The 19,896-nt window shown below is 71.3% G+C and carries 19 protein-coding genes; 10 read left to right on the top strand and 9 right to left on the bottom strand.

Features of this window, described 5'->3' with window-relative positions; genetic code table 11:
- Window positions 1-84 precede the first annotated feature (84 nt).
- Window positions 85-405 carry an ArsR/SmtB family transcription factor gene (locus EMA17_RS17030; RefSeq protein ID WP_126637871.1) on the bottom strand — a complete coding sequence of 107 codons (321 nt, stop codon included), beginning with the start codon at window positions 403-405 and terminating at the stop codon, window positions 85-87.
- 184 nt (window positions 406-589) lie between these two features.
- Between EMA17_RS17030 and EMA17_RS17025 the strand changes: the two genes are divergently transcribed.
- Both EMA17_RS17025 and EMA17_RS17020 read left to right on the top strand, forming a co-directional pair.
- The gene (locus tag EMA17_RS17025) at window positions 590-1,783 is read left to right on the top strand and encodes an MFS transporter (protein WP_126637870.1); all 1,194 of its coding nucleotides are present in this window, start codon (window positions 590-592) and stop codon (window positions 1,781-1,783) included.
- A gap of 72 nt (window positions 1,784-1,855) precedes the next feature.
- Window positions 1,856-2,266, top strand: a complete 411-nt coding sequence (locus EMA17_RS17020; protein ID WP_126637869.1) for a GNAT family N-acetyltransferase — start codon at window positions 1,856-1,858, stop codon at window positions 2,264-2,266.
- Between the two features lie 29 nt (window positions 2,267-2,295).
- Here the strand turns inward: EMA17_RS17020 and EMA17_RS17015 are convergent, their stop codons facing one another.
- Both EMA17_RS17015 and EMA17_RS17010 read right to left on the bottom strand, forming a co-directional pair.
- Entirely contained in the window at window positions 2,296-2,778 is a 483-nt protein-coding gene (locus tag EMA17_RS17015; protein WP_218042864.1) for a PPOX class F420-dependent oxidoreductase, read from the bottom strand.
- Window positions 2,775-3,368 carry a dihydrofolate reductase family protein gene (locus EMA17_RS17010; protein ID WP_126637868.1) on the bottom strand — a complete coding sequence of 198 codons (594 nt, stop codon included), beginning with the start codon at window positions 3,366-3,368 and terminating at the stop codon, window positions 2,775-2,777. The genes EMA17_RS17015 and EMA17_RS17010 overlap by 4 nt, the downstream gene beginning before the upstream one ends.
- Window positions 3,369-3,459: 91 nt before the next feature.
- Here EMA17_RS17010 and EMA17_RS17005 point away from each other — a divergent pair, with 91 nt between their 5' ends.
- The 3 genes from EMA17_RS17005 (at window position 3,460) to EMA17_RS16995 (ending at window position 6,054) form a co-directional block, all read left to right on the top strand.
- Entirely contained in the window at window positions 3,460-3,912 is a 453-nt protein-coding gene (locus EMA17_RS17005; RefSeq protein WP_126637867.1) for a winged helix-turn-helix transcriptional regulator, read from the top strand.
- Between the two features lie 164 nt (window positions 3,913-4,076).
- Window positions 4,077-4,256, top strand: a complete 180-nt coding sequence (locus EMA17_RS17000; protein ID WP_126637866.1) for a hypothetical protein — start codon at window positions 4,077-4,079, stop codon at window positions 4,254-4,256.
- 193 nt (window positions 4,257-4,449) lie between these two features.
- A complete protein-coding gene (locus EMA17_RS16995; protein WP_170222184.1) occupies window positions 4,450-6,054 on the top strand; it encodes an ABC-F family ATP-binding cassette domain-containing protein in 1,605 nt (534 codons plus the stop codon).
- A gap of 92 nt (window positions 6,055-6,146) precedes the next feature.
- Here EMA17_RS16995 and EMA17_RS16990 read toward each other — a convergent pair whose 3' ends face one another.
- Window positions 6,147-6,350: a hypothetical protein gene (locus EMA17_RS16990; RefSeq protein ID WP_126637865.1), complete on the bottom strand. Its 204-nt coding sequence runs from the start codon at window positions 6,348-6,350 to the stop codon at window positions 6,147-6,149.
- Between the two features lie 289 nt (window positions 6,351-6,639).
- Between EMA17_RS16990 and EMA17_RS16985 the strand changes: the two genes are divergently transcribed.
- The 3 genes from EMA17_RS16985 (at window position 6,640) to EMA17_RS16975 (ending at window position 10,446) form a co-directional block, all read left to right on the top strand.
- Window positions 6,640-7,785, top strand: coding sequence for a protein-glutamine glutaminase family protein (locus EMA17_RS16985; protein WP_126637864.1), 1,146 nt, complete (start codon window positions 6,640-6,642; stop codon window positions 7,783-7,785).
- A 64-nt stretch (window positions 7,786-7,849) separates the two neighbouring features.
- On the top strand, window positions 7,850-8,809 hold the full coding sequence (locus EMA17_RS16980; protein WP_126637863.1) for a LysR family transcriptional regulator: 960 nt from the start codon (window positions 7,850-7,852) through the stop codon (window positions 8,807-8,809).
- 131 nt (window positions 8,810-8,940) lie between these two features.
- Complete coding sequence (locus EMA17_RS16975; protein ID WP_126637862.1) at window positions 8,941-10,446, top strand: S1 family peptidase; 1,506 nt, start codon at window positions 8,941-8,943, stop codon at window positions 10,444-10,446.
- A 153-nt stretch (window positions 10,447-10,599) separates the two neighbouring features.
- On the opposite strand, the gene EMA17_RS16970 is transcribed toward EMA17_RS16975, so the two are convergent.
- Complete coding sequence (locus EMA17_RS16970) at window positions 10,600-11,259, bottom strand: TetR/AcrR family transcriptional regulator (protein ID WP_246126714.1); 660 nt, start codon at window positions 11,257-11,259, stop codon at window positions 10,600-10,602.
- A 219-nt stretch (window positions 11,260-11,478) separates the two neighbouring features.
- Here EMA17_RS16970 and EMA17_RS16965 point away from each other — a divergent pair, with 219 nt between their 5' ends.
- Together EMA17_RS16965 and EMA17_RS16960 are read left to right on the top strand one after the other, a co-directional pair.
- Window positions 11,479-12,930: an MFS transporter gene (locus tag EMA17_RS16965; protein ID WP_246126713.1), complete on the top strand. Its 1,452-nt coding sequence runs from the start codon at window positions 11,479-11,481 to the stop codon at window positions 12,928-12,930.
- 87 nt (window positions 12,931-13,017) lie between these two features.
- Window positions 13,018-13,242, top strand: a complete 225-nt coding sequence (locus EMA17_RS16960) for a hypothetical protein (protein ID WP_126637860.1) — start codon at window positions 13,018-13,020, stop codon at window positions 13,240-13,242.
- A 15-nt stretch (window positions 13,243-13,257) separates the two neighbouring features.
- Here the strand turns inward: EMA17_RS16960 and EMA17_RS16955 are convergent, their stop codons facing one another.
- From EMA17_RS16955 to EMA17_RS16940, 4 genes are all read right to left on the bottom strand, one after another.
- Complete coding sequence (locus tag EMA17_RS16955) at window positions 13,258-16,350, bottom strand: amidohydrolase family protein (protein WP_126637859.1); 3,093 nt, start codon at window positions 16,348-16,350, stop codon at window positions 13,258-13,260.
- The gene (locus EMA17_RS16950; RefSeq protein ID WP_246126712.1) at window positions 16,347-17,930 is read right to left on the bottom strand and encodes an outer membrane protein assembly factor BamB family protein; all 1,584 of its coding nucleotides are present in this window, start codon (window positions 17,928-17,930) and stop codon (window positions 16,347-16,349) included. Before EMA17_RS16950 ends, EMA17_RS16955 begins: the two co-directional genes overlap by 4 nt.
- Before the next feature lie 181 nt (window positions 17,931-18,111).
- Window positions 18,112-18,909, bottom strand: a complete 798-nt coding sequence (locus EMA17_RS16945) for a thymidylate synthase (RefSeq protein WP_126637858.1) — start codon at window positions 18,907-18,909, stop codon at window positions 18,112-18,114.
- Between the two features lie 73 nt (window positions 18,910-18,982).
- Window positions 18,983-19,834 (bottom strand): class I SAM-dependent methyltransferase, encoded by an 852-nt coding sequence (locus EMA17_RS16940; RefSeq protein WP_126637857.1) that lies wholly within the window; start codon window positions 19,832-19,834, stop codon window positions 18,983-18,985.
- Window positions 19,835-19,896 lie beyond the last annotated feature (62 nt).

The raw sequence follows: 19,896 nt of genomic DNA, 5'->3' as shown, positions 1-19,896 counted from the left end.
CCCGGGTACCCCACGATGCTCGCGGTCGGGGCGGCGAGCGGCGAGTCGCCCCGGGCCGGTCCTCGACGACTCCCACGCGGCCGCTCAGTCGCCGGTGTTGGCCAGGATCGCGTCGAGCAGGCCCGGGAACCGGGCGTCCAACTCGTCTCGGCGCAGCGTCAGATAACGGTTGCGGCCGGCGATCCGTACGCGGACCACGCCCATCTCGCGCAGCGTCTTCTGGTGATGCGACACGGTCGACTTGTGCAGGCCGCGCAGTTCCTCGGGCCATTCGGCGCACGAGTGTTCGACGTTGTCGGCGTACAACTCGACCAGGCGCAGTCGGGCCGGATCCGCCAGTGCCCCCAGTACGTCGCCGAGCCGCAGTTGCTCGATCGAGGGATGGAACGGTTCGCGTTCCGTCATGCCGCCTCACCTCCCGCGTCGATCCTACGGCGCTCCACGACGCCCGCCGCCGCCCCGTCCGGCAGGTCCGCGCGCCGCCACGGCCCCGCCGCCCAGGAACGTTTGATTGTTTGACAACCATCATTGCATCTGCTTCGGTTTGACTCTCGTCAAACAATCCAAGCGGTCTCCCGGAGGTGGTTCCATGCGGCTCCTCGTACTGGCCCTGGGCTCGTTCGCCATCGGCATGGACGGGTTCGTCTTCGCCGGCATCCTCGGGGACATCGGCGCCGACCTCGATGTCTCCACCGGAGCCGCCGGTCAACTCGTCACCGTGTTCGCGCTCGGCTACGCGATCCTGGCCCCGGTACTCGCGGCGGCGACCGGACGCTGGCCCCGCCGCCGGGTGTTGCTGACCGCGATGGCGTTGTTCACGGCGGGCAACGTGGTCACCGCGCTCGCCCCGAACTACGGCATCGCGTTGGGCAGTCGGCTCCTGGCCGCGGCCGGTGCGGCGATGTTCCTGCCGAACGCGGCCGCCGGTGCCGCGGCCCTGGTGCCGCCGGAGCGGCGGGCCCGCGCGCTGGCGGTGCTCTCCGGCGGCAACAGCGCGTCGCTGGTGCTGGGCGCGCCGTTCGGCACCTGGCTGGGCGGGGCGCGGGGCTGGCACAGCACGATGTGGGTGATCGTCGGGCTCGGCGCGGTGGCGATGCTCGGCATGGCGATCAGCCTCGGCCCGATCCCGGCCGGACCCGTGTCCGGACTGCGCGACCGGCTGCGCCCGTTGACCGACGGCCGGGTGTTGCTGATCCAGTCCGTCACGTTCGTCGCCTTCCTCGCCGCCTTCACGGCCTACCCCTACCTGGGCGACGTGCTCGCCCCGGCCGGCGCCGACCACGGCGGCCCCCTGGCCTGGGCGTTGCTCGTATTCGGCTTCGGCGCGGTGCTCGGCACCACGCTCGCCGGCCGTACGGTGGACCGCTTCGGCGCCGACCGCACCGCGGTGCTGGCGGTGACCGGAATCACCGCGGCGCTGCTGCTGACCATCGCCGCCCGGCACGCGTACCCCGCGGCCCTGGCCGTGCTGGTGTTGTGGGGGATGACCGGCTGGCAGATCGTGGTGTCCCAGCAACACCGGCTGATCTCGCTCGACCCGACGAACGCGCCGGTGATCATCTCGCTGAACGGCTCCGCGCAGTACCTGGGGGTATCACTCGGCGGCGCCCTCGGCGGGGCGAGCGTGGGCCCGCTGGGCGGCGGCGGCCTGACCGCACTCGCGGCCGGCATCGGCCTGGCGGCCTGCGTCCTGGTGGCGCTCTCGGTCCGCCGGACGGTCGCCCCCGACCACGTGACGGCCGCGCCGAAGGCATCGGTTCCGGTGACCGCCGTCGAGTGCTGAGCCGGGCCGACCGTCGCCGTGCGGGTGATCAAAAGGAGTTGCGCGAAAGCTCGGGCCGGCGATGCTGGCGGGATGAGCGAAACGATCTCCTACGCCTGGCGCGAACCCGTCACCGACGACGAGATGGTCGACCTCGTCCGGTCGCACGGCGGCAACGCCGTCGCCGGTTGGTGGAGCCGGATCGAGCCGCACAGCCTCGGCTGGGTGAGCGCCCGGGACGGCGCGGGACTCCTGGTCGGCTTCGTGAACGTGGCGTGGGACGGTGAGGACCACGCGTTTCTGCTCGACACCAAGACGCGGGGCTCGTACCAGCGTCGCGGCATCGCAACGGCCGTCGTCCGGCTGGCGGCGGAGCGGGCGCGCGCGGCGGGCTGCGAGTGGCTGCACGTCGACTTCGAGCCGGGGTTGCGCCGCTTCTACTTCGACGCCTGCGGCTTCCGCGACACCGACGCGGGACTGATCCACCTGACCACAGGGCCGTAGCGCCGACCGGCCCTCCCCGCCGTCGCCGGTCACGACATCCCGACCGCCTGTCGCTCCGCCTCGATGATCGCGACGACGCGCCGTTGGTCTCGCGAGTACGCCTGGCCGATGTACTTGGCGGCCACGCGGTCGACCACCGTCCAGCCCGCGTCGCCGTCGAGCCATTCGACGACCCGGCCGCGGATGGCGATCGGCCGAAACGGGTCGTCCCGCGGTGTCAGGGACAACGCGACCCGCGGGTCGCGGCGCAGGTTCCGGGCCTTGCGGCTGTCCGGGCCGGTCAAAATCACGATGTGGTCGCCGTGCGTACCGATCCAGACGGGAACGGAGTGCGGCGCGCCGTCCGGGAGAACCGTGGCGAGGTGGGCGATCGGGGTTCCGTCGAGCACGCGGCGCACTTCGGGATCCAGCATGGCGGTGGTCTCCTCGGGTCGGTTCCGGTTGGGCTTCTCGTGGTCGTGCTCGTGCTCGTGGTCGGCGAGCGGTGCGATCGGATCGGCGGCGGGGGTCATCGCTCCACCGCGTAGTGGAGATGGGTGACACCGGGCGCCGGGACGGCGTCGACGAGGCGCAGGCGCACGTGTTCGGGCAACTCCCGGAAGAAGGGGCGGCCTTCGCCGAGCAGGACCGGCACCTGATGGAGGATCACCTCGTCGACGAGCCCCGCCGCCAGTCCCTCGGCCAGGACGCCGCCGCCCATGAGGGCGACGTCCTTGTCGCCGGCGGCCTCGCGGGCCGCGGCGATCGCGTCCGCGACGCCGGTGGTGATCAGGGTCTGCCGCTCGGTGATCTCCGGCGCCGGGCGGTGGCTGAGGACGAACAGTCGGGCCGTCGGGTGGGGGCTGCCGCCGCCGAAACGGTCGGAGTCCTCGTAGGTGTTGCGCCCGGCCACGACCGCGCCGATCCGTCCGGCGAGGGCGTCGAAGACCCGCGCGCTCGGCTCGCTCTGCCGGAAGCCGTCGAACACCCGACTGGGCGTGTCGCCGTCGAAGTACCAGTCGAAGAGCATCGTCCCGGTACCGAGCCCACGCCCCGGACCCGGCTCGCGACCGGTGATGTAGCCGTCCACCGACACCGCGTGGCTGCTGATGACCTTGCCCATCCTCGACATCCTCTCTGGAGTTCCTTCAGAAGACTTCGAAACCGTAGCAGTTGAAGTTCCTTCAGGGAACCCCAATTGCTAGACTGCTCCCATGCAACGGACGGACTTCGGCAAAATGGCGTGCTCGATCGCCCGAACCCTCGATGTCATCGGCGAGCCCTGGTCGCCGCTGGTGCTGCGCGACGTATGGGTCGGGGTCACCCGCTTCGAGCAGCTCCAGGCCGACCTCGGGATCTCCCGCAAGGTCCTGACGGAGCGGCTGAACCACCTGGTCGAACAGGGTGTACTCGAGCGGCGCCCCTACGACCGGCGACCGCGCTACGAGTACGTCCTGACCGAGAAGGGCACCGAGTTGGTCGACCTGCTCATGGTCATGACCGGCTGGGGCGACAAATGGCTCGCGGGCGAGGCGGGCCCACCGGTGCTGTACCGCCATCACGCGTGCGGCGAAATCGGCAACCCCGAACTGCGCTGCACCCACTGCGGCAACCCCATGCACGCAACCGACGTCGACCTCCTGCCGGGCCCGGGGGCGGCCGGGTAGGGCTCGGCGCCCCCGCCGAACGCCGCCTCGGCCCCCGTCGGCAACCTTCGGCTCACCATTACCGACTTTCGCGGGTTACGCCCCCATGGCCGGGGCCGGCATCGTCGACACATCGGAATCGCGACCACCCGCCCGGTCCGTCGTCTCGAAAGGGTCGATCACTCGTGAAGTCACCCCGCATCGCCATCGCCCTCACCCTGGCCGCCACCCCCCTGCTCGTCCTGATCGGCGCGACGTCGGCAGGCGCGACGCAGGTCTACCCGGCCACGGAATACGACCGATCCGCGCCGGTCACGACACCGGTGGGACCGGCCGCGGCACATCCCTCACCGCAGGCGGGTTGAGGCGAGGCGACCGCGACGGCCGTGTCGGCGAGTCGGCCGATGGGGGCGGTCGTGTCGAAGCCTCGACGATGTGAACCGCGGCGGCCCGGCGGTATCGGTTAGGGTGGTCGCATGTCTACGCCCCGAATTTCCTAGCGAAGGACCCACTTCCGCGTCAGAAGTGTGTCCTTTCGCTTTTTCGGAGCGTTACCTCATGATCACCGTTCGCGGTGTCGAGCTGCGCGCGGGCGCCCGCCTGCTGCTCTCCGACATCTCCTTCACCGTCTCCCCCGGCGACCGCATCGGCCTGGTCGGCCGCAACGGCGCGGGCAAGACCACCCTCGCGACCGCCCTGGCCGGTCGCTCACGCCCCACCGCCGGGACGATCACCCACACCGGCCCGGTCGGCTTCCTCGCGCAGGACTCCCGCGCCGCCGATCCCGACGTCACCGTCACCGACCGGATCCTGTCCGCCCGCGGCCTCGACCGGGTGCTGCGCACCCTGCGCGGGGCCGAGGCCGCGATGACCGATGCCGACGGGCCCGCCGCGCTGGAGCGGGCGATGCGCGCCTACGACCGTGCCGAGGCCGCCTTCCAGGCCGGTGGCGGCTACGCCGCCGAGGCCGAGGCCGCCCGGGTGGCGGCCGGACTCGGCCTGCCCGAACGGACCCTGGGCGAGCCGATCGGCGCACTCTCCGGCGGACAGCGCCGCCGTGTCGAACTGGCCCGCATCCTGTTCGCGGGATCCGATGGCACCCTCCTCCTGGACGAGCCGACCAACCACCTCGACTCCGACGCGATCGCCTGGTTGCTCACCTTCCTGCGGGGCCGGCGGGGCGGCCTGGTGATCATCAGCCACGACACCGATCTGCTGGCCGCCGTGGTCAACCGCGTCTTCCACCTCGACCCGCAACGCGCGACCATCGACATCCACAACACCGACTGGGCCACCCACCTGACCCAGCGCGAGGCGGACCGGCGCCGCCGTGCCCGGGAGCGGTCGAACGCCGAGCGCAAGGCCGCGTCCCTGCACGCCCAGGCGGACCGGATGAAGGCGCGTTCGGCCACCGCCGTCACCGCCAGGAGCATGGCGCGCCGCGCCGACCGCATGCTCGCCGAACTGGAACCCACCCGGCCGACGGAGAAGACCGCGCAGATCCGGCTGCCCGAGCCCGTGCCATGTGGACGCATGCCGCTCGGCGCCGTCGGCCTCACCAAGTCCTACGGCGACCATCGGGTCCTGAACGGCGTCGACCTGGCCGTCGACCGCGGCAGCCGCCTGGTCGTCCTCGGCCCCAACGGCGCGGGCAAGACCACGCTGCTGCGCGTCCTGGCCGGGCACGAGCACCCGGACGCCGGCCGGGTGGTACCCGGACACGGCCTGCGCCTGGGCTACTTCGCCCAGGAACACGACACCCTCGACACCACCCGCACGGTCCGGGCCAATCTCGCCGCCGCGGCCCCACACCTGACCGACGGCGAAGTGCGGCACGTACTGGGCGCGTTCCTGTTTCCCAAGGACGCGGCCGACAAGTCCGTCGGCGTCCTCTCCGGCGGGGAGAAGACCCGCCTGGCCCTGGCCGGGCTGGTCCACTCCGGCGCCAACGTCCTGCTCCTCGACGAGCCCACCAACAATCTCGACCCCGCGTCCCGCACCGAGGTCCTGACCGCGATCGGCACCTACCCGGGCGCGATCGTGATGGTCACCCACGACCCGTCCGCCATCGACGCCCTGCGCCCCGATCGTGTTCTGGTGCTCCCCGACGCGGACGAGGACCTGTGGAGCGACACCTACCTCGACCTGATCACCCTCACCTGACCACGCGCGGATACGCCGCACGGTGACACGCCCCGCCGCCCCCGCCCGGATCTCGGTCCGGTACGCGGGTGTGACGGGGCGTGGGGTTCGGCTCAGTCGTCGTGCTTGAGGCCGGAGGGCTCCTGGGTTCGGGTGTATTCGGCGATCAGGCGGGGGGCCGCCGCGTCGATGAGGAGTCTGCCGTCGGCGACGACATTGACGCATGCGATCGGGTCGTAGTGGTGTTCGGGCAACCGCGACCGATGCTGCTCGGTGGGAAGTTCCGCGCGGCGCCCGAGAATCAAGGGAGTCGACATGGGTGTCCTGTCTTCGCGTAACCGGAAGCGCGGGTGTGCGTTCCTCGGCTACCCGGTAACTCTGCTCCCATGCATGGAAGTTCCGACCCCGCCGCACCGGGAGGACGATCGTGGGGGTGCTCGGCGGACGCAACATTGGAAAGTACCACGCATGCGCCTGGATCCGGCCATCCGTCATCGGACCGGGCCGATCCGAACGCGGCCGAGCGGAATCGCGGTTTCCGTGTCGGCCGACATTTCCGTCGCTACGCTTGCCCCGAGGGTGGACGGACTTCCGGGGGGATGATCCATGAAACGCGAACGCGATCTGAAGAATCCGAGCGGTCAGGGCATCGCGCCGCCGAAGGACGAGCGAGGCCCGGACGACGACACCAAACGCGCCCGAACCGACGCACACACCAAGGATCCCGCACCCGCGGCGGACACACCGGCGGTTCCGCCCGCACCGGACCCCGCACCGCAACCCCAACCCTTCCGCTTCACCAGGCCCCCCGGCTTCCTCCTCGCGCAACAGGTGGAGCACAAGCTCGCGGAGGCCGAGGAGGAGAAGCGGCGGCAAAGGCGACTCCAGGCCGAACGGGCCGAAGCCGAGGCCTCGACCGGGCCCAACCCTCGCACCCCGGCTTCCGTGGCCGCGTCGAGGACGGACTCCTCGACACCCCCCGACGTGGGGTTCGTGGAGCTGAGCCCGACGGCGATCGCCGACATGACGCCGGAACAGCTCACGGAGGCCATCGAGTACCGGATCGAGAACTTCGGCGGAATGACCCCCGACACCCCCCACCTGACGTTCCGTCAAACCGCACTCGTACTCGGCAACGACCTGCCCCTGGCCAAGAGCACGATGTGCGTCGGCCGGGTACGAACCTGGCTCGGCTCCCAGGCCGACCTCGTCCCCGACGTGATCCTGCTGTGCGACGCGAAGGCGGGCCTGCTCGCGGCACCCGCGACCCCGGCACCGACCCTCGCCGAACTGACCTCGGTATGGCGCGAACTCACGGGCGCGCTGGTCGTCCCGCGCAGCCCGACGCAGGACGGCTGCGAATTCCTCGCGCACGCCGTCTGCGAGTGGTTCGAGCACACCCGCCCGGACTGGGCCAGACTGCACCTGTGCAAACGCTGGGTGGTGGCGCCGGGCGGCGGCCGCATGCACCCGCCGTACCACTGGAAGCACCACGTGGCTCCCCAAATCACCTGCGCAGAGGGCCTGTTCGTCATCGACCTGCTCCTGGGCGCGCAGGGGCCGACGGCCCACAAGACGTGGGTGACCGCCGCCAAGGGCGCTTCCGCACCCGCCGACACGTTCGAGGCGACCGCCCCGTGGGAGCTGCTCGGCGCTCCCGCCTCCGCGACGGCCGGCTTCGTTCCGGAGACGTTGACCCCGATCGGCGCGACCCTCCGCACGAACATCGAAGCCTGCAAACGCGGTTGGTGAGCACGACACGGCCGACCGGGCGGCATCTTGTTCGCCGTCGCCGGTCGGCCGTACCTTGCCGGGCATGGACATGGAACTACGCCATCTGCGCACCATTCGGGCCATCGCGGATGCGGGCAGTCTGACCCGCGCGTCCGCCGTGCTGGGTCTGGCTCAGCCGGCACTGAGTACGCAACTCAAACGGATCGAGAAGGCGTTGGGCGGCGCGCTGTTCGAGCGCGGCCGCGAGGGGGTCACGTTGACTCCGCTCGGCGAACTGGTGCTGGACCGGGCCCGGATGTTGTTACCCGCCGCCCGGGAACTCCAGGAGGAGGCCGTCCGGTTCGCCAATCGGGTGGGGGTCACCCCCAGATTTCGCCTCGGCGGCACGCACGGACCGCTGTTCGGCGGTCTGGTCGACCGGCTCGCCGAGGAACATCACGCCGACACGGTGACCACACACATGTCGTGGTCCAACCGGGAGTTGACCGCCATGGTGGCGACCGGACGACTGGATTACGTACTGCTCGGCGCGTGCGGCGAGAGCCGTCCGGCGTACGGCGGTGGGCTGGCGTGGCGTGAGGTGGGCACGGATCCGGTCTTCCTGATGCTCGCGCTCGACCACCGGCTCGCCGGCGAGCGGGAGGTGGATCTCGCCGCGTTCGCCGACGACAGATGGGCCGCGGTTCCCGGCGAAGGTTGTTTCGAGGACTGCTTCTTCACCGCGTGCGCGCGGGCGGGCTTCACCCCGCGAGCGGTCTACGAGACGGACGTGGCCGCGTGCGTGTACCTCAGCCAGGTCGGCCGCGCCGTCGGCCTGTGCCGGGCGACGATGCCGCCGATGCCGGGCATCGCCAGGGTGGCGCTGGCCGGCACACCGCTCTCGTGGCGACACCTGATCGGCTGGCATCCGCACGCACCCGCCGCGCGCACCGCGTCCCTGGTGACCGAACAGGCCCGTGCCGCACACGCGGCGGCGGTGCGCGAGGCCCCGGACTATGCCGCCTGGCTCGCCGACCACGAGGGCTACGGAACGGCGAACTGACCCCGGCCCACCGGCCCATGGGTCGCCTGCCCGACAACCCGTCCATATCGCCGTGTTGGGGGTCGATTGACAGGTACCTCGTCATCCGGCTCGCAGATACGTTTCTGTCGTCCCCCTCGACAGGAGTCCCCATGCGTCTCAAGCATGTCGCGGCCGCGTCCTGTGCCGCCCTGCTCACTGTCCTGTCCCTCGGCGGCACCGCAGTCGCCACCGCCGACCCCACTCCCCCCTCCTCCGGGGACGACGCCCTCGTCGTCCCCGTCGGGCCGGCCCCCGCCGCCCCCGAAGGCATCGTCGAAGCCCTGCAACGCGACCTCGGCCTCACCCGGGACGTCGCCGAATCCCGCCTGGCGAACGAATATCGGGCCGCCGTCCAGGAGCCGCTCCTGCGCCAACGCCTCGGCGCGCACTGGGCCGGAGCCTGGCTGAGCGGCGACACCGCGCGGTTCGTGATCGCCACCACCGACCGACGCGACGTACGGGCCATCGAGGCAAACGGCGCCACCGCGCGAGTGGTCCCACACTCGCTCGGCGATCTCGATCGGGTCCGCGAGGCACTCGACCACTCCGCACGGCGTCGGGCCCCTGCCGACACACCGTTGTGGTACGTCGACGTCGCGACCAACAAGGTCGTGATCCAGTCCCACGACCCGGTCCGCACCCGCGCGTTCGTCGCGGACAGCGGCGTCGACACCGCCGCGGTCGAGATCCTGCCCTCCGCCGTGCAACCACGCGTGCTGGCCGATCTGCGCGGCGGCGACGCGTACAACATCAACGGCAACACCCGCTGCTCCATCGGATTCCCGATCACCCGCGGCACCCAGGGCGGCTTCGTCACCGCCGGACACTGCGGCCGGACCGGTTCCACGACCACCGGCAACGGCGCGGCGCAGGGTACGTTCCAGGGATCGTCCTTCCCCGGCAACGACTACGCGTGGGTGGCCACGAACGCCAACTGGACCCCGCGCGCGCTGGTCAACCGGTATCCCGGCACGGTGCCGGTGGCCGGGTCCACCCAATCACCGGCCGGATCCTCCATCTGCCGCTCCGGCTCCACGACCGGTTGGCACTGTGGCACGATCCAACAGCACAACACGTCCGTGACCTACCCGCAGGGCACCGTCACCGGCCTCACCCGCACCAACGTATGCGCCGAACCGGGCGACTCCGGTGGGTCGTTCATCTCCGGCAGCCAGGCCCAGGGGGTCACCTCGGGCGGGTCCGGAAACTGCTCGTCCGGCGGTGAGACCTATCACCAGCCGGTCAACGAGATCCTCCAGACCTACGGGCTGACGCTGACCACGGGCGGCGGCAACCCGCCGACGGGCTGCGCCGGGGCGCAGAACACCTACTCCGGCACCCTCGCGTCGGGTGCCCAGGCCACCCAGCCCGACAACTCGTACTACGAGACCACCACGTCCGGCACGCACACCGGTTGCCTGACCGGACCGGCGGGCGCGGACTTCGACCTCACCCTCCAGAAGTGGAACGGCTCCACCTGGAACGCGGTGGCCCAAGGCACCACTCCGGAAGCGGACGAGACGATCTCCTACAACGGAACCGCCGGCCGCTACCGCTACATCGTGCTCGCCTACAGCGGCTCGGGCGGCTACTCCCTGGGGGTGAGCAAGCCCTGACCCCGACCTGATCCCGACCTGATCCGCACGCCCGACACCGCCGAACGAACCCACGGCGGTCGCACACCGCACGGGTACGGACGTCCCCCCGGACGTCCGTACCCGTCGCCACGCCCGGACGGCGGCCACGCCTGTTCGCAAGGCGTCCCGCCCTCAGCGGTCCGGCCGTTCCCCGCCCCCTCCCGGCGCGGCCCGGTCGGGGTCGCGGACCAGCGGAAGAAGGACCTCGTCGACGACCTGTTCGATGAACGCGTCGTCGAGGCCGTCCCGGCCCGTGAGGTTCTGGTACACGACGACCGCGATGCCGACCCGGGCGATCAGCGGGGTCGCGGCGCCCGGCCGCACCTCGCCGCGGGCCTCGCCGGCCCGGAGCACGTCCAGCATCATCCGTCGGGCCGGTGCGGATATCCGGGCGCGGACCACGTCGTGGGTGGGGTCGGCCTCCGCCTTGGCCAGTTGCAGCGCCGGGTCGCCGGTCACCGTGCAGGCGCTGAACATGAACCGCAGCACCGCCAGCAGGTCGCGGCGCAGGTCCCCGACGATCTCGACGTCGTCCGCGTCCGGGAGCCGGTCGCGGAGGGCGTCGGACAGCAGCGCCTTCTTGTCCGACCAGCGGCGGTACAGCGGCGCCTTGCCGGTCCCGGCCGCCGTCGCCACGCCGTCCATGGTCAGGCCCGCGTAGCCGACTTCCAGCAACTGGTCGAACACCGCCTGGAAGATGGCCTGTTCGAGCGCCCGGCCACGACGCCGCACGGGCGTGGCGTCGCGGCCGGGCGGCTCGGGGATACCCGGGCGGTCGGGGGCGGAGGCCAAGGCGGATCACCTCTCTCAAGTCGTGCACCGATTATCGCCGAAGGCTTGTAAGAGACCAAAGAGTCTCCTAATCTCGTCGTGTCACCAGAGGAGACGCCACCGTCTCCAATGCGGCGTTGCGCGCTCGTGCGCGCCGTCCCGCCACGCCCGCGCATCGGCATGCCATGCCCATTCCCATGTCCGCGTCCGCGACCACGACCACGCTTCGGGGGATTCACCATGTCCACGTCCGCCACCGCGCCCGCCACCGGGCAACCACCCCACTCATCCGCGCCGCCCGCGCCCCGACCCGGTCTCGTACTGGCCGTCATCACCGGGTTCATGCTGCTGATCGGCATCGACGTCACGGTGGTCAACCTCGCGCTCCCGCGCATGGGCGACGCGCTCGACATGTCGCGCACCTCCGCGTCGTGGGTCCTCAACGCCTACACCCTGGCCTTCGGCGGCTCCCTCCTGCTCGCCGGACGGCTCGGCGACGTGTTCGGCCGCAAACGCGCCTTCCTCGCCGGCGCGACCGTGTTCACCGGCGCCTCCCTGCTCGCCGGCTGCGCCCCGTGGGCCTGGTGGCTGATCACCGCGCGCGTCCTCCAGGGCCTCGGCGGCGCCCTCGCGGGACCGAGCACCATGGCCCTGATCGTCAGCACCTTCGACGGCCGGGCTCGCGCCCGGGCCATCTCCTGGTACTCCGCCGTCCTGGGCGGCGGCGCCTCCGTCGGGCTCGTTCTGGGCGGCGTGATCACCGATCTCGCCTCGTGGCGCTGGGTGTTCCTGATCAACGTGCCACTGGGCGCGCTGGTGATCGCGCTCGCGGCACGGTTGATCACCGAGCCCGCGCGGGCCCGGACCGATCGGCCACGACGGTTCGACGTGGCGGGCGCGCTGACCGCGACGGCCGGAATGGGCGCCCTGGTCCACGCGTTCATCCGCGCCGCCGCGCACGAGTGGCGGGACGCCCGCACGATCGGGTCGCTGATCGCCGCCGCGGTGTTGTTGATCGCGTTCGTGTGCGTCGAGAAGCGGGCCGCCGAACCGCTCACCCCGCTGCGCCTGGCCACCCGTGGCACGCTGGCGCGGGTACTGCCCGCGATCACGGCGGCGGGGGCCGCGATGTTCAGCGTGTTGTTCCTGCTGGCCCAGTACTTCCAGGACGTGCGCGGCTTCGGCACGGTCCGGGCGGGCTTCGCCTTCCTGCCCCTGATGGTCGGCCAGTTCACCGTCGCGCGCCTGTCTCCGTCACTGGTGCGCCGGGTCGGCACCGCATGGCCGGCGGCGGTCGGCCTGGCACTGGTGGCGACCGGGCTGGCGTGGCTCGGCGGGCTCGACGAACACGACACCTATGTCGGCGGTGTCCTGGGGCCGCTTCTGTTGATCGGCATCGGCATCGGCGCGTCGATGCCGACGATGAACACCTACGGAATGTCCGGCATCGACCCGCGCGAGTCCGGGGCCGCGTCGGGTCTGCTCCAGACCATGCAGTGGATCGGCGGCACCCTCGGCCTCGCCGTGTGGGTGACGGTCTTCGGCGCCGCGACCCGCGACGCGTCCTCGGACGGAAGTCCCGAACACGTACTGACACACGGCATCGCGACGGCGTTCGCGGCGGCGGCCCTGTGCGCCGCCGCCGCGTTCGCCGCGGCACTGCCCCTGTTCCGCCGCCGTCGTGGGAACTGACACCCGGCTCCCGGCGCCCGATACCGGTCGATCACCCGAACACGCTTTCCACAACGGCAGGTTCGTGTGCCGTGCCATGATCGGGCGATGGAGAACATGCGCTGTACCTACTGTGAACACGTCGGATTGGAGCCCGGGTTCATCGAGGACAACGGTCAATACTCGCCGGGATACGCCCTGTGGATCTCGGGCTTCATCGAGCGGGGGGCCTTCGGGGGAGTGAAACGCATGGGCAAACAGCGTTGGCAGATCGACGCGTTCCGCTGTCCGCACTGCGGGCACCTCGCCCTGTTCGCCATCCAGCCCATCTGACCGTCGGACGGTGGATCACGGGCGAGCCGGATCCGCGAAGGGGCGGATCAGGTCCTCGGGGGTATGCGCCTCACCGTTCTTCACCACCATGCGGACGTCCGCCAGGGCGGCGATGTCGTGGGACGGGTCACCTCCGGTGATCACCAGGTCGGCCAGCTTGCCCGGTTCGACGCTGCCCAGGTCGTCGGCCACGCCGAGCTGTTTCGCGGGCAGCAGGGTCGCGCTCTGCAGGGCCTGGAACGGGGTCATGCCGTACGTGACCATGGCCCGCAGGTTCAGGTGCAGCGCGACGGCGGTGGAGTCGAGTGGCGCGTCGGTGCCGGCAAGTACCGTGCCGCCGGCGGCGATCAGCCGCTTGGCCACACCGACGTCGCGCCGCGCCTGCTCCGGTGTGCCGTCCAGGAACCCGCACGGTCCCCGGCCCTGTGCGCACAACACCTTGGCGTGCAACGCCTGGCGCTCCTGCGCGGGGTACAGCGCCCGCACCCGCGGGTCGTGCTCGATGCCCGGGTCGTCGGCGAGCAGCGAACCGGAGCTGAACAGCGTGGAGCTGACCGGCATCCCACCGGCCGCCTCCAGCTTGAAGACGTCCTCGTACACGTTGCCGAGGGAGGATTCGCGGGCGAACCCGAACCCCCACTTGGACGGGGCGGCCAGGTGCTCCTTCATGTCCACGCCGATGCCGACGGCGGGGTAGAGGTAGTGCGAGGTGGTGGGGATGCCCAGGCGGTGCGCCTGCTCGGTGACCCGCCCCTGCCAGTCCACCCGGAACCGTTCGTAGGTCTTGACCAGGTCGTAGTCGAGCGCACGCACCCGGGACAGTTCCAGGTCGAGCTGCCGTTCGTCGCGCACCGGGCGCGCGAACTCCCAGTTGAATCGGGTGCCTTCGAGCATCTCACCGGTCGCGAAGAACCTCGGCCCCAGCCGGGCGCCGGAGTCCAGCGATTCGCGGTCCTCCAGCGCGCGGTAGGCCGGGTCGCCGGTCGAGCGGGTGGTGGTGATGCCGTAGGAGAGCAGCAGCCGGCCCTGGCGATCGCCGAAGGATTTCGAGCGCATCTCCTGGTGGTTGTGCATGTCGGTGAGACCGGGGGTGACGGTGAGCGCGCTCGCGTCGACGAACCGCCAGTCCTTGCCGGGGCGATGCGCACGATGCGGCTCGACGGCGCGGATCCGGTCGCCCACCACCACGATGTCGACGTCGGTACGCACGTCCGGGCTGTGGCCGTCCCAGAGCCGGCCGGCATGGATGACCATGCGGGTGTCGGGTCGGTCGCGGGTGTAGGTGAGTCGCACGGGGATGTCGCGGGTACGCCCCCCGGCCTCGGCGGCATCCGCCGCGGCGGCGGTCCCGGCGTCCAGGGTCGTGGTGCGCAGTGTGCCGTTGTGCAGGTACAGCAGCGTTCGCGAGTCGCCGCTCCAGCTCGGCGCGTCGCCGCCGTCCCGGGTGACGCGGCGGGCCGGGCCCGTGGGGTTGCCCGCCGGGTCGACCGGCAGTACGTGGATCGCGCCGTCCATGGTGAAGGCCAGTCGGCGCCCGTCCGGGGACCAGACCGGGCCGTCGTCGCCTCGGGTGGTGATCGAGCCGAGCGGGGCGGGGTCGACGAACCGCGTGGTGCCCGACGCGACGTCGGCGAGCATGATCCGGTTGCGTTCGGCGTCGTTGACGGCGAGCGCCAGCGTCCTGCCGTCCGCCGACCAACTCGGGCGACCGGGCACGTTCGGCAGGGCGGGGCCGAGCACGGGGGTGACCGTGCCGGTGGTCGTGTCCACGGTCAGGGTGCGGTAGACCTCGTCCTGGAAGGCCAGGGTGTGGCCGTCGGGGGACCAGGCGGGGGCGAACTCGGTGCCGGGCAGGCCGGTGACCCGGCTTTCCCGACCGGTGGTGAGGTCGAGTACGTACAGGTCCTCGGTGCCGGCCTTGTCGGACGCGTAGGCGATCCGGGTCCCGTCCCGCGACCAGGCCGGGTCGACCTCGTAGAACGCGTCCCGGGTCAGCCGCCGGGGCCGGCCGCCGATGGGCGACAGCCACAGGTCGTTGAGCGCCTTGAACACCACCGAGCGGCCGTCGGGGGACAACGCCGGACCGACGATGCCGCGCACGGTGCGCGGCGCGCGGGAGTCGAAGTCGTGCTTCTTGGGCGGGTAGTGGGGCCGCTTCAGCCGGAAGGTCGCGGAGAACGGCACGGTGCGCTCGGCCCCGGCGTCGTCGGTCGCGCTCCCGTCCGTGCCGGTCCCCAGGCGCGAGACCGCGACCCGGCCGTTGGCGCCGTACGCGAGCTCGTCGGCGGACAACCACTGGGCCGGGAAGGGGAACACGTCGTCGTACCCGCCCACTCGGCGGATCGCGCCGGTCTCGATCTCGGCGACCGACAACGTGCCGCCCGAGCGGTCGTTGCGCACGAACGCGATCCGGCGCCCGTCCGGGGACCAGGACGGCGCGGTGACGAACGACGCGCCGGCGGCCGGGACCACGGTGCGCACGCTCCCGGTCTCGAGGTCGACGCTTTCCACCGTGTTGCCCTGGACGTAGGCGATGGCCCGACCGTCCGGCGACCAGGTGGGCTGGGCCTCCTGGGTGGGTGTGGTGGTCACCCGGCGAGGTTCGCCGCCGCGCGTGTCCACGGTCCAGATGTCCTGCCCGCCGGCGCGGTCGGACGCGAACGCGATCCGGGTGCCGTCCGGGGACCACGCGGGGTGCAGGTCGTCGTGGTCGCCGAAGGTGAGCTGCCGCGAGCCGTGGCCGTCGACCCCGACGATCCGGATGTGGAACATGCCGTCGGCGAAGGACTGCACCGCCACACGCCGGCCGTCCGGCGACATCGCGGGCCGGAACGGGTCGAGCAGTTCGTCGGCGATCGGCGTGGCGGTACCGCCCTCACGGGGCAGCGAGAACAGCTGTCCCTGGAGATCGAGGACGAACGGCCCGTGTCCGGGGGCGGCCGCCACCGCGAGGTTGGTGCCCTCGGTGACCGTGACCTCGGTCGTATCGGCCGCCGGAGCGCTCGCCCGCGGCTCCCCGGCCGCCGTGGTGGCGGCGATCAACGAGACGGCCAGGGCGCACACCGGCGCCGCGCCGAGGAATCGTCGATGCCGCCCGGCGCGGTTCACAGCCCGAAGGCGAGCAGCACGGTGCCGTGCTCGCTCGGATAGCCCGGATAGTAACCGGCCTGCACATACAGCATGCCGTCGGCGATCACCGCCCCGCCGTTGCCCGAGATCGCGCTGCCGAAACCGGTGAGGCCGTTGACCCCGGCGAAGTCCCGAATGGTGTCGAAGGTCCACAGGACCTTGCCGTCGCGGGCGTCGTAGATCCGCATCTTGCCGTCGTTGCTGCCCTCGTACACCAGTCCGCGCGTACTGCTGACCGCCGGGGTATGCGCGAGTCGGCACACGTTGGGGAACTTCGCGGCGCCGCCGGTGGTGCAGCCGTCGGCCGGGTTGGGCGTCTGCCACCGCACGTCGCCGTTGGCCGGGTTCAACGCGAACAGGGTGCCGGGGTTGGCCTGGTAGGTGGCCATGTACAGGGAGGTGCCGTCGTAGCTGCTCCCCCACTGGAGGCCGGAGAGCCCGCCCCCGGGCATCGGTACGGACAGTTGCCGGCGCCACTTCACCTCGCCGGTGCGCGCGTCGAACGCGTGGTAGACGCCGCTCTTCTGACCGACGCCGACCATGGTGCGTCCCTTGACCTTGAACAGGTTCGGGGTCGCTCCGATGTCGAAGTCCAGTGCGGTGCCGTCCCGTTGCCCCGGGCAGTACCCGTCGTTGTCCGGGAAGCCGCACAACAGTCGCCAGGTGTCGGCCTTGGTCACCTGTTGCTTCCAGCGCACCGCGCCCGAGCGCGCGTCGAGCGCGAGCAGCGAGTCGAAGTCGCCGGTGGTGCCGGAGTAGAGCTGGCCGGTGCCGACGTACAGGGTGTCGGTACGCGGGTCGATGATCGGCGAACTCCACACGCCCGCGCCGGACGGCTCGAAGCGGGTCGCCCCGCTGGGCCAGGTACCGACCGCCTGGGGTTCGGGCACCGTGTAGTGGCGCCAGGCGAGTTTGCCGGTGTCCGCGTCGAAGGCGTCGATGTGGCCTCGGAAGGTGCAGCACGGATAGGTGCGGTCCGGGTTGATGTTCTCGCCGCTGGACGCGCCGACGTAGATGCGCCCGTTGTGGTAGACGGGCGAACTGGTGTGCATTCCGGCCGCGTGCGGTTCGGTGTTCTCGGCCCAGGCGACCCGCCCGGTCTTGCGGTCCAGTGCGTACAGGAAGCCCCGGTTGTCGCCGAAGAAGACCTTGCCGCGCGCGACCGTCGGGCCGTCGATGACCACGCCGTTCGGATCGACCGTGTTCAGGTCGAAACTCCACTCGGTGGCACCGGACTTGGCGTTCAGGGCATGGAACTTCCCATCGGGACTGCCGAAGTAGATCGAGCCGTCGACCACGGCGGGTTGGCTCTTGACCGGGAAGCCGGTCTTGGAATAGGCGAAGGCCCACTTCAGGTTCAGCGTGCCCGCGGTGTGCGCGTTGATCCGCCGCTCCGCCGCGTTGTGCCGGGAACCGGTGCGATCCCCCTGCCAGGTCGGCCAGTCGCCCGGACGACCGTACGATTCCTCGGCGCCGTCGGCGGCCCCGATGCCGGACGACAACAGCGCCACGACGGCGACCATCGCCGCCATGCGCACTCTCCCCTTGAACACAGGCACGTCCACTCCCGTCCTGAGGCACTGGCGAGTCACGAGTCGCGAGTCACGAGTCGCCTCAGGTTTCCGTCATCCGACATCGGGTGAACCATGCCGAAAGGGAGATGGGGTCCGCACTATGTCGCGGCGGCGTCCACCTCCCCGAGCCCGTTCCGGGCCGGGGCGGTGGACGCCGCCGCGGGGGTCAGATCGCGACCGGGGCCTTGATCGCCGGGTGGTGGCGGTAGTCGAGTACTTCCACGTCGGCGTAGGTGTAGTCGAAGAGGGAGTCGGCTCGACGCAGGCGCAGGGTGGGGAACTCGAACGGGGTGCGGGAGAGCTGCTCGGTCACCTGCTCGACGTGGTTGTCGTAGATGTGGCAGTCGCCGCCGGTCCAGATGAAGTCGCCCGGTTCGAGGTCGACCTGCTGCGCCACCATGTGGGTGAGCAGGGCGTAGCTCGCGATGTTGAACGGGACGCCGAGGAACAGGTCCGCGCTGCGCTGGTACAGCTGGCAGGAGAGCCTGCCGTCGGCGACGTGGAACTGGAAGAAGGCGTGGCACGGCGCGAGGGCCATGTTCGCCAGCTCACCGACGTTCCAGGCGGAGACGATCATCCGACGGGAGTCCGGGTCCCGGCGCAGCGTGTCGAGAACCTCGGCGACCTGGTCGATGTGCCGGCCGTCCGGCGTGGGCCAGGTGCGCCACTGGACCCCGTAGACCGGCCCGAGGTCGCCGTTCGCGTCGGCCCATTCGTCCCAGATGGTGACGCCGTGCTCCTGCAGCCAGCCGACGTTGGACTCGCCGCGCAGGAACCACAGGAGTTCGTACACGATCGACTTGAGGTGCACCTTCTTGGTCGTGACCAGCGGGAATCCCCGCGAGAGGTCGTAGCGCAGTTGGTGCCCGAAGACACTTCGGGTACCGGTGCCCGTCCGGTCGGCCTTGGCCGTTCCGGAGTCGAGTACCAGGCGCAGCAGGTCTTCGTATTGGGTGTCTGACACAGCCGTCGAGTCTATGGGTCGTTCGCGCGAAGCGATCCACGCCCGTCCGCCGGGTCACCTGCCCGGGCTCGGTTCAGGGGCGGTGGGCGGTGACGAGCCAGGCGTGGGAGTCGAAGTACACGCCGGTGTCGGTCTCGTGTGCGGCCAGGGTGGCGCGTAGGCGGGTGCGGGCCTGCTCCGCGGTGGCGGGGTCGAGGCCGGCGAGGCGGTCGTCGAATTCCTTCAGCCTGCGTACGGCCTCGAAGGCGGTGGCGCTGTCGGGGCCGTAGTAGACGGGTTCGTGTACGTCCGTGAAGGTGACGTCGGTGAAGCCCGCCGCCGTCAGGATACGTTCCGTGACGGTGGGGTCGGCCAGGGAGAAGGCGTCCGGGCCGCCGGTGGGCGGGGTGGCTGCGGTCGTCGGGTCGGGGAGGGTCCGGCGGATGGCGGTGGCCCATTCGTTGCGGTCGCGGTCCTGCCAGACCAGCAGTACCAGGCGGGCGGCCGGGCGCAGGGCGCGGCCGATGTTGGTGAAGGCGGCGACCGGGTCGGCGAAGAACATCGTGCCGAATCTGCTGATGCAGGTGTCGAAGTGTGTCGGCGGGAAGCGGTGGGTCTGGGCGTCGGCCTGTGCGTAGGTGATGTTGGTCAGTCCCTGGTCGTGACCGAGCCGACGGGCCCGGTCGAGCATGCGGGCGCAGACGTCGACGCCCAGCGCGCTGCCGGCGACGGCGGCGCGGGCGGCCTCGCGCGTGGTCCCGCCCGTGCCGCAGCCGATGTCGAGGACACGCTCGCGCGGGCCGATGCGGGCGGCCGCGCGGAGGTGGTCGTTGTGCGGGCGCAGCTCGGCGTCGTAGTCGAAGAGGTCGGTGTCTTCGGTCGGGCGCTCGTCGGCGGGCGGCCGGGTGTCGGGCGCTGCCTGGGTGCGGCGGTTTCGGTCGGGCATGGTTGTCACCGGCTTCCTTCGTCACGGTTTCGATGTGTTCGTCGGCACGTGGGAGGCGGCGC

The sequence above is a fragment of the Embleya hyalina genome (assembly GCF_003967355.1).
Lineage (GTDB): Bacteria > Actinomycetota > Actinomycetes > Streptomycetales > Streptomycetaceae > Embleya > Embleya hyalina.
Note: the sequence above shows the minus strand (reverse complement) of the source record. Positions and strands in the feature narration are given on the sequence as shown.